Source organism: Roseitalea sp., assembly GCF_984466335.1.
Window position 1 is genome coordinate 1 of sequence record NZ_CFIFWG010000070.1, and the last position, 6,008, is coordinate 6,008.

The following is a 6,008-nucleotide window of genomic DNA, read 5'->3' on the forward strand; positions in this document are numbered from 1 at the left end:
TCCGGATCGAAGGGGATTGCGTTCTTGTTGCAGGTCAGGCCCGCGCGTTCCAGCGCGGCTTCGGCGGCCTTGCCGGTCACGCCTTTGGGGCGCAGATCAACCAGCACCATATGCGTGTCGGTGCCGCCGGAAATCACACCCAGATTGCCCCGGATCAGCACCTCGCTCAGCGCCCGCGCGTTGGCGATGACATCCTTGGTGTATTGCTTGAAGTCCGGTTGCAGCGCTTCGCCGAAGGCCACGGCCTTGGCGGCGATCACGTGCATGAGCGGGCCACCCTGATTGCCCGGAAAGACAGCGGAATTGAACTTCTTGGCCAGCGCCTCGTCATTGGTCAGGATGATCCCTCCGCGCGGGCCGCGCAACGTCTTGTGGGTGGTCGAGGTGACCACATGGGCGTGCGGCACCGGGTTCGGGTAATCGCCCGTCGCAATGAGGCCGGCATAGTGCGCCATGTCGACCATGAAATACGCGCCCACCTCGTCGGCGATCGCGCGGAAGGTCGCAAAATCGATGGGACGCGGATATGCGGACGCGCCGGCGAGGATCAGCCTGGGCTTGGTTTCGAGTGCCTTTGCCCGCACATGCTCCATGTCGATCAGGTGCGTTTCGGCGTCCACTTCATAGCTGACCGGGTTGAACCATTTGCCCGACATGGTGACGGGCGATCCGTGGGTCAGATGACCCCCATGGGCGAGCGACATGCCAAGGAATGTGTCGCCCGGCTGCAAGAGCGCCAGAAACACGGCCTGGTTGGCTTGCGCGCCCGAGTGCGCTTGTACATTGGCATGGCCGGCGCCGAACAGCTCCTTGACGCGCGACACGGCAAGTTCTTCGACAGTATCGACGTGTTCGCAGCCCCCGTAATAGCGGCGGCCGGGGTAGCCTTCGGCATATTTGTTGGTCAGAACCGAACCTTGCGCTTTCAGCACGGCTTCGGAGACGATGTTTTCCGATGCGATCAGCTCGATCTGATTGACCTGACGGTCCAGTTCCGCGTTGATTGCCGCCTCGATGGCCGGGTCCGCCGGGATGGACAGTGTGCTGCCGGATCGGTTCCGTTCGTCGGCGGGGTGAAGAGAGACAATAGAAGACATGATCGGGGGCTCCCGTTTCGACAAGGTCAGGTGTAGGCGGGGCTCAGAGACCGGTTTGCAGTTCCGACTCTCCCACCCCCAGAAGCGCGTTCACATGCGGATGGAACGAGCGCCACACATAAAGGTGGTAATCGAACGAACCGTCACGAAGGATGAGCGCCTGAGCGGTGTCGAACAGGGTTCGCACACCGCCGCCGACGGCGATCCTGCTCAGGTCGCGCGCGCAAAACATGCTCAGGAGCGTTGCGGAATCCCGTCCGCAGACCGCGATGCCAACCTCTCGAAAGGACACATCGACAAGACTATGGGGCGTCCCCCCGTAGAGCGCAGCGCAGGCCTGGGCCAGTTCGGCGCGCTCGGCTTCGCTGCACAGGATCATCCATTCATCAGGGCCGACACAGAAGGCGCGGCGCGTTCCCGCCCCGGCGCTGCCGCCGATCTTGCCGGGCAGGTCGAGCCCGAGGGCCTTGGACAGGGCGGGGCGCTTATCCTGTCGGCAGCGCAGGCTGAACTTGCCGCCGAACGGCAGGTCCCGGACGTTCAGATCAAGGTCGATTCGAGCCTGCGTCATGGCCGGGTTCCTCACATGTTGATCCGTGATCCCTCGGGATCATAGAAATTGGTTCCCGTGATTTTGGCGCCGTGCGTCGCGCCGGGCATGGGGATGTCCACGGATTTACCGTGGCGCTCGAAACCGCCTTCGACCATCGCCATGGCGATTGAGCGGTTCAGCGCGGCACTCCAATAGGAGGACGTGACGTGACCGATCATCCTGGCGGGCAGGTCGGTGTCGCCATGCTCGACGATCTGGGCACCTTCTTCGAGGACCGTTTCGGGATCCTCGGTCAGCAAACCAACCAGTTGCTTGCGGTCGGGAACCAGCATATCGGGACGATCCAGAGACCGTTTGCCGACAAAATCGAGCTTCTTCTTGCCGATCGCCCAGGACAGGCCCGCATCCATCGGAGTTACCGTGCCGTCGGTATCCTGACCGACGATGATGTAACCCTTCTCGGCGCGCAGCACGTGCATGGTTTCGGTGCCGTAGACGCAGACATCGTATTTCCGGCCCTCGGCATGCAGTTTTTCCCACAATGCGCGGCCATGCGCGGAGGGTACGTTCACCTCAAAGCCCAACTCGCCGGTAAAGCTGATGCGGAACAGGCGCGCCTCGAAACCGGCGACGGTGCATTCGGCAACCGACATATGCGCAAAGGCGTCGCCCGAGATGTCCAGACCTTCGACAAACGGCTCAAGCACGTTGCGCGCATTCGGACCGTTCAGCGCGATCGTCGACCATTGTTCGGTGGTCGAGGTCAGCCAGACATCCAGATCCGGCCATTCGGTTTGCAGGTAATGTTCCATCATGGTCAGAACCCGCGCCGCGCCACCGGTGGTCGTCGTCACATGGAACCGGTCCTGGCTCATGCGGCCGATCACGCCGTCGTCGCGGATGAAGCCGTCTTCGCCCAGCAGCAGACCATAGCGGCAGCGTCCGACACCCAGCTTGGTCCAGGGGTTGGTATACATGCGGTTCATGAACTCGGCCGCATCGGGGCCCACGACCTCGATCTTGCCCAGGGTCGACGCATCGAACATGCCCAGCGATTTGCGGGTCGCGGCGCATTCGCGGGCGACGGCTGTGCGCATATCCTCCCCCGCTTGCGGGAAGTACCAGGCGCGACGCCAAAGCGAGACCGGCTCGAACGCAGCGCCGTTCTCCTCGGCCCAACCGTCGATGGGCGTCTTTCGGGTCAGCTCGAACAGCTCTTCCTTGTGATAGCCTGCAAAGGTGCCGAAGGTCGTCGGCGTATAGGGCGGGCGAAATGTCGTCAGACCCACTTTCGGCGCCGGACGGCCCAGTTGATCCGCCGCCACGTTCAACCCGTTCATATTGGCCATCTTGCCCTGATCGGTGGCCATGCCGTTGGTGGTGAAGCGCTTGACATGTTCGATCGACCGCATCCCGTGTTTCACGGCCAGGCGAATATCCTTGGCGGTCACATCGTTCTGGAAGTCTGTGAAGGCGCGCGCGTTGGCGGCATTGGCATCCGTGGGCAGTTCCCTGACAACGATACCGGAGCCGGGCCGGTCCTTCGACACGGCAAAGCGGGCCTCATGCGCATCGTGACCCAGCGACGCCAGAGCGGCATTGGCGGCAAGGACGCCGTCATTCACGGTGTTCTGGTGGCCCCATAGCCCACGGCCCGCGCCCGCGATGTGGCAGTTTTCGGTCTTTTCTCCGGGCAGGAACACGCCGGTCTCCTCATCCCAGTGCAGGCTGCCCTTGGTGTGCGAGAAGAGATGAAGCGATGGCGTCCAGCCTCCGCTCATCAACACCGCGTCGCAGCCGATGACAAAGGCGCCGGTGGGTCTGCCCGCGCCGTTTTGCCTGGCCACGCGCAAGCCCTTGACCCTGAGCCTCCCCCTGGCATGGGTGACCGTATGGTTCACATGCACGCGGATACCGCGCCTGTCGGCTTCGGCGCGCAGCGCGGCATCGGCATCCGCCCGCACATCGATGATGGCCGCAATCTTGGCGCCGGCATCGGCCAGATCGAAGGCCGCGTACCAGGCGGAATCATGGCTGGTGGCGATGGCGACGTTCCTGCCGACCAGAACACCATATTTATGCAGATAGGTCTGGGCCGAGCCCGCCAGCATCACGCCGGGGCGGTCATTGCCGTCAAACATCAGGGGGCGCTCCAGCGCACCCTGCGCCAGAACGACCTGCTTGGCGCGCACCCGCCACATCCGCTCACGCGGGGCGTGTTCGGGAACCTGCGCCAGATGGTCGGTCAGCTTCTGCGCGAGCGCCACCATGTTTTCATGATAGTAGCCAATCGCCGTGGTCCGGGTCAGGGTGCGCACATTGTCCATTTCGGCCAATTCGTCGCGCGCCGCTTCGACCCAATCGCTTGCCGCCCTGCCGTCGATTTCAATTCCGTCTTCGCACAGCAAGGACCCGCCGAGTTCGACATTCTCGTCGACCAGAACGACATGGGCACCGCTGCGCGCCGCGGTCAGCGCGGCGCCCAGCCCGGCGGACCCGGCGCCGACGATCAGCAGATCGCAGTGCAAATAGCGCGACGCATAGGTGTCGGGATCGATCTCGGTGGGGGAAACGCCCAAACCGGCCGCGCTGCGGATGAAGGGCTCATAGACCCTGTCCCAGAAGCTTTTGGGCCACATGAAGGTCTTGTAGTAGAAGCCGGCGGCGAAGAACTTGTGGAGCTTGTCGTTTACTTCGCCCACATCGACTTTCAGCGACGGCCATTTGTTCTGGCTGGTGGCCTCCAGCCCGTCATGGATCTCCTGCACGGTCGCGCGGGTGTTCGGTTCAAATCGACCCTTGGTGCCCCGCGACGTGCCGATCAGGGCGTTGGGCTCTTCGGACCCCGCGGTCACGGGACCGCGGGGACGGTGATACTTGAACGACCGCCCCATCAGGTGCACGCCATTGGCCAGCAGGGCCGAGGCCACCGTGTCGCCCTCGAACCCCGTGAAGGGGCGCCCGTCAAAGGTGAAGCGAATTGTCTTCCGGCGGTTGATCCGCCCTTTTCCGGCGACGCGGTAATCAGCCATTGGATGTGCCCTCTGGCAGAGCCCCGGACGGGCAGGGGGTCCCCATCTCATAGGTGACGACAAACTTGTCGGTCACGGTGTCGCGCACGGCGTTGAAGTAGCGGCCACAGCCATGGACGTGGCGCCATTGCTCGGCATGGTTGCCGCGCACATTGCGACGCGTGAAAAGATAGTCTTTCCAGTCGCTGTCGCTCAGAGCAGCGGGATCCTCGGGGCGCTCCAGATGCGCTTCGCCGGCATATTCAAACTCCACCTCGGGCAGTTTTTCGTCGCAATAGGGGCAATGAATCAAAAGCATCCCATTCCTCCTTAGTGCGCAACGGCCGCCGCGGCGGCTTCGTCGATCAGGCGGCCCGTTTCGAACCGGCTGAGAGAGAAGGGCGCGTTGATCGCATGGGGTTCGTCCCGAGCCACGGTGTGGGCAAAGGTGTGCGCCGCACCCGGCGTTGCCTTGAAGCCGCCGGTGCCCCAGCCCGCGTTGAGGTAGAGCCCTCCGACCGGTGTCTTGCTGACAATGGCCGAGCGGTCCGGCGTCACGTCGACGACACCGCCCCATTTGCGCAGCATCCGCATCCGGCGGAAGATCGGGAAAACCTCGCAGATCGCGGCCAGCGTGTGCTCGATCAACGGCAGGCCGCCGCGCTGCGAGTAGGAGACGTACTGGTCCGTGCCGGACCCGATCACCAACTCGCCCTTGTCGGACTGGCTGAGATAGGCGTGAACGGCGTTCGACATCACGACGCCGGGGAAGATCGGCTTGACCGGCTCGCTGACCAGGGCTTGCAGCGGATAGCTTTCCAGCGGCAGGCGGATGCCGGCGGTTTCCGTCAGGGCCGTGGTGTTGCCGGCAACCGACACGGCCACTTTCCTGGCCCTGACGACACCACGCGCCGTCTCAACGCCGGTGACATTGCCGTCGGCGTCCTGCCGGACGGAAAGGACCGGACAGTTCTGGACGATATCCACGCCGCGGGAAGAGGCGGCACGGGCATAGCCCCAGGCCACCGCATCGTGGCGCGCGGTGCCGGCGCGCTGCTGGAACGCGGCCCCCATCACCGGGTAGCGTGCGTTCCTGGAGATGTTCAGTGGCATGCACCTGGCTTTGGCCTCCTCCGGGGTCAGCCACACATTGTCCACGCCGTTCAGCCGGTTCGCATATACGTGACGCTTGAAGCTTTGAACGTCATGGACGTTGTGCGCCAGCATCATCACGCCGCGCTGCGAGAACATCACATTGTAGTTCAGGTCCTGGCTCAACCCATCCCACAGATCGAGCGCGTGATCGAACATCCGCGCGCTTTCGTCATAGAGATAGTTGGAGCGGAT

The 6,008-nt window shown here is 63.5% G+C and carries 5 protein-coding genes; all 5 read right to left on the minus strand.

Annotated elements, in window-relative coordinates; genetic code table 11:
- Positions 1-1,097, minus strand: a 1,097-nt coding sequence (gene glyA, locus AC5E6L_RS08205) for a serine hydroxymethyltransferase (RefSeq protein WP_491772530.1), incomplete at its 3' end; no start/stop codon positions are given.
- 43 nt (positions 1,098-1,140) lie between these two features.
- Positions 1,141-1,683, minus strand: a complete 543-nt coding sequence (locus tag AC5E6L_RS08210) for a sarcosine oxidase subunit gamma (protein ID WP_491772532.1) — start codon at positions 1,681-1,683, stop codon at positions 1,141-1,143.
- Complete coding sequence (locus AC5E6L_RS08215) at positions 1,680-4,682, minus strand: sarcosine oxidase subunit alpha family protein (RefSeq protein ID WP_491772534.1); 3,003 nt, start codon at positions 4,680-4,682, stop codon at positions 1,680-1,682. Before AC5E6L_RS08215 ends, AC5E6L_RS08210 begins: the two co-directional genes overlap by 4 nt.
- On the minus strand, positions 4,675-4,980 hold the full coding sequence (locus tag AC5E6L_RS08220) for a sarcosine oxidase subunit delta (protein ID WP_491228903.1): 306 nt from the start codon (positions 4,978-4,980) through the stop codon (positions 4,675-4,677). The genes AC5E6L_RS08215 and AC5E6L_RS08220 overlap by 8 nt, the downstream gene beginning before the upstream one ends.
- Positions 4,981-4,991: 11 nt before the next feature.
- The coding region (locus AC5E6L_RS08225) for a sarcosine oxidase subunit beta family protein (protein WP_491772536.1) at positions 4,992-6,008 on the minus strand (1,017 nt) is incomplete at its 5' end.

What these genes read in the sequence shown, in the direction of transcription:
- AC5E6L_RS08215 (WP_491772534.1), bottom strand. Translation starts at nt 4,682, where the DNA reads ATGGCTGATTACCGCGTCGCCGGAAAAGGGCGGATCAACCGCCGGAAG.
- AC5E6L_RS08220 (WP_491228903.1), bottom strand. Translation starts at nt 4,980, where the DNA reads ATGCTTTTGATTCATTGCCCCTATTGCGACGAAAAACTGCCCGAGGTG.